Consider the following 3,015-nt stretch of genomic DNA (forward strand, 5'->3'; position numbering starts at 1 on the left):
CGCCTGCACGCAGTCAGTGCTACAAATCATCTTGTTAAACCGCGAGACTAAACAGCGAAAAAAACCGGGTCGAATAGCGGACAAGATGTCCTTTGTAGCACCGCCGACACGCCGACGTTGCTAAAAAGATCTTGGTCAGGGCGATGCCCCGACACCCCGCGAGACTATTTTTCTGGCGAGATTGAAAGGGAAAAACACCGGAAGGAATGCGTTTTAGATGTCCGTTAGGACATGGAAGGCGGCTCATTCAATGTCACTGGGATAGCTGTTTTTTCTCCGCCGATACAAGGGGGGATTTAATCAGGGAACGCGAACCCCCTCATCCCTGCTAAGCCATCTTTTAGCGATCTGTCTGTGACTCGAAAGCTGGCCGGTCGAAGACAAAATAATCTTATCGCGGGGAAAATAAATAAGTTTTTAATTAAACTTCGGGAATACATTTTATTTAATTCGATATGATTAAATCTCAATTTATTTTTTCAGAGTGACTTATGGATACGAATGATAGAACGGTTGTTATTCCTGTAAAGGAATGGGTTTGGACAATAATTTTAGTAATGATTCCGCTTGTTAACTTGGTGTTTTTAACTTATTGGAGCTTTTCAAAAAGCACGAATATAAATAAAAAGAATTACGCTATTGCTAATTGGATAATTGCACTTTTTACGTTGGTGCTTTATGCGATTTTAATTATTGTATATGAATCCGGCTCTGCTTCTCGTAGCTGATGAAACTATATATCTAAATAGATTTTCCTCGTACTGTCAGATAAAAATCTGACAGTGTTTTCGTTCTATTCTTTTTTTGATGCCAAACGCCAGCAATTTGCGAATCCTGCCTTTGCTATAACCCTTATGTGGTTTCGTACGTGCGAAATTAATATTTCCCTGAATCGCAGTTATGTTTCGGGGGGAAACAAAACCTAAATTTCGGCCCCTTTGTTGGAGCTGGTATCATTACGTCAAAACGGGCATTTCGATTTATGTATTTTGTTCGGTTTTTGGTGCGGATTTTTAGTGGTTTTCGGGTGCTTTTTTGGGTGGGGTTCCTTGTATTTATACTTAAGGGATAACTCTAGGATTGAAATTACCCTGAAAGCGTTGGTACGCAAGGCTTTGAGCTATATTTGCTTGGAAATGACTTTGTGTATATTATTTTAGCTGGTGATCGTGCTTTGAAATTATGTACCGTTAAAGAATTTAACGCCAGTAATTCCAAAAAATTTACCCCTGCAATTGCGTCAACAATTCAGGGGCGTGATCACCTAGCAAATTCTGTGTAATGTGGCACAACCTATAGGTGATAAGAGGATGATAACATATCTTTTCTGCGCCTGCCCAGTATGGAGCAGGCATCATGCAAGACGCTAATAAACCCTTCCTGACCGATTACAGTCCCAATGATAAGCCCTGGGACACCCACAAAGGCCAGTCCGATGATGTCGGCGGGATTTACCTAAGAGCGGCTGAATTTGAGGCCTATGCAGCGCGTATGCGCGATTGTGGCGGCTTATTGCGTTTCGGGTGGGCTACGTTTGTGGAAACCGGGGAAAGCCGCCTGAGGCTTCGAGAGGCGAATTTTTGTCGTGTCCGGCATTGTCCTGTTTGTCAATGGAGGCGATCCCTTATGTGGCAAGCCCGTTTTTACCAGTCCCTGCCACGCATTGTGGCGGATTACCCTGATTCCCGTTGGATGTTCCTGACGCTGACCGTGCGAAACTGTGCAATTGAACAGCTTGGTAATACCCTGACGTTGATGAATGCAGCCTTTCAGCGGCTGAAAGTTCGTAAAGAATTTAAGCCTGTTCAGGGTTGGATACGTACCACCGAAGTGACTCGTGGCAAGGATGGCAGCACACACCCGCATTTCCATACGCTGATGATGGTGCCGCCGTCGATGCTTTCCGGTCGGGATTATGTGAAGCATTATCGCTGGATGGAGCTGTGGCGGGATTGCCTGCGGATTGATTACGATCCGAATGTCGATGTTAGGGCGGTCAAACCTAAGCACCCCAAAGAGGGGGAAAGTCTCACCAGTCTGACCGCTGAACAACTCCGCGGGGCTGTATCTGAGACTCTGAAATATTCAACTAAGCCCGCCGATATGGTCGCGGATCCGCCGTGGTTTCTGGAGTTGACCCGCCAGACGCATAAGCGCCGTTTTATTGCCACTGGAGGCGCATTGAAAGACGTGCTGAAGCTGGATCAGGAAACTAACGAAGATCTGATTCGGGCGGATGAAATGGCGGAAGGGGAAGACGACGGTTCACGGCTGGCGTTTGGGTGGGGCGTGGATGAACGGCGTTATCGTCGCAGGCCGGAGAAAGACGGCAGGAAGCGGCAAGATTAAATAACCTCTTGTCATGAAGATCGACGGGTGATCTAATAGCAAAACGCCCCAGAGTGGAGTCTGAGGCGTTTCTATCACATAAACCTAGTAGAGAGGTTGATATGAGTACCTGCGACTCTAACATATATCCCCCGCTTGCCCGTCATGAAAATATCGTAAAGGCATTTTCTGAATTTGCCTCATCCCTTCCTGATGAACATGAATTGAAACGGCTCATGCTGTTGTTGGCGGACAATCTGAACGTAAGTTTGTCCACGATGAAAAATTATTTTCTCAGCGATGATGATATCTGAGGGATGCCATGAATAATCTTTCTGACTTTGAGTTGAGAAAATTATGAAAGAAGATTTGTTTCAACAGTTGCTGAGTGGCGCAAAAGAGATGGTGCTAATTGAGAACGGCGAGTTGCAACCAGATCCTTCTCGCGTTCATCACCATGTTGTTCCTGATTCTGATTTTGAATTGACGAAAAACCGTTTCAAGATTGCGAAAAATTTGAAAAAAAAGTGACCGTGAAATTTACGGAAAAACAGAGTCAAAGACGGGACAAGATGTGATTTGTAGCACCGCCTGCACGCAGTCAGTGCTACAAATCATCTTGTTAAACCGCGAGACTAAACAGCGAAAAAAACCGGGTCGAATAGCGGACAAGATGTCCTTTGTAGC

The 3,015-nt window shown here is 45.3% G+C and carries 4 protein-coding genes; all 4 read left to right on the forward strand.

What is annotated here, in order from left to right:
- The first annotated feature begins 491 nt into the window (after positions 1-491).
- The 4 genes from AACS92_RS20765 to AACS92_RS20780 all read left to right on the forward strand — a co-directional run bounded on the left by AACS92_RS20765 (position 492) and on the right by AACS92_RS20780 (position 2,859).
- Positions 492-728 carry a hypothetical protein gene (locus AACS92_RS20765; RefSeq protein ID WP_099111997.1) on the forward strand — a complete coding sequence of 79 codons (237 nt, stop codon included), beginning with the start codon at positions 492-494 and terminating at the stop codon, positions 726-728.
- 628 nt (positions 729-1,356) lie between these two features.
- Entirely contained in the window at positions 1,357-2,349 is a 993-nt protein-coding gene (locus AACS92_RS20770) for a protein rep (RefSeq protein WP_099111998.1), read from the forward strand.
- 101 nt (positions 2,350-2,450) lie between these two features.
- Positions 2,451-2,642 carry a hypothetical protein gene (locus tag AACS92_RS20775; protein WP_099111999.1) on the forward strand — a complete coding sequence of 64 codons (192 nt, stop codon included), beginning with the start codon at positions 2,451-2,453 and terminating at the stop codon, positions 2,640-2,642.
- A 43-nt stretch (positions 2,643-2,685) separates the two neighbouring features.
- Positions 2,686-2,859: a hypothetical protein gene (locus AACS92_RS20780; RefSeq protein ID WP_193757017.1), complete on the forward strand. Its 174-nt coding sequence runs from the start codon at positions 2,686-2,688 to the stop codon at positions 2,857-2,859.
- The last annotated feature ends 156 nt before the right edge of the window (positions 2,860-3,015 follow it).

Source organism: Xenorhabdus sp. KJ12.1 (assembly GCF_963876495.1).
GTDB classification, from domain to species: domain Bacteria; phylum Pseudomonadota; class Gammaproteobacteria; order Enterobacterales; family Enterobacteriaceae; genus Xenorhabdus; species Xenorhabdus stockiae.

Coding starts and splice junctions, on each gene's coding strand:
- AACS92_RS20765 (WP_099111997.1), top strand. CDS start 492: ATGGATACGAATGATAGAACGGTTGTTATTCCTGTAAAGGAATGGGTT.
- AACS92_RS20770 (WP_099111998.1), top strand. CDS start 1,357: ATGCAAGACGCTAATAAACCCTTCCTGACCGATTACAGTCCCAATGAT.
- AACS92_RS20775 (WP_099111999.1), top strand. CDS start 2,451: ATGAGTACCTGCGACTCTAACATATATCCCCCGCTTGCCCGTCATGAA.
- AACS92_RS20780 (WP_193757017.1), top strand. CDS start 2,686: ATGAAAGAAGATTTGTTTCAACAGTTGCTGAGTGGCGCAAAAGAGATG.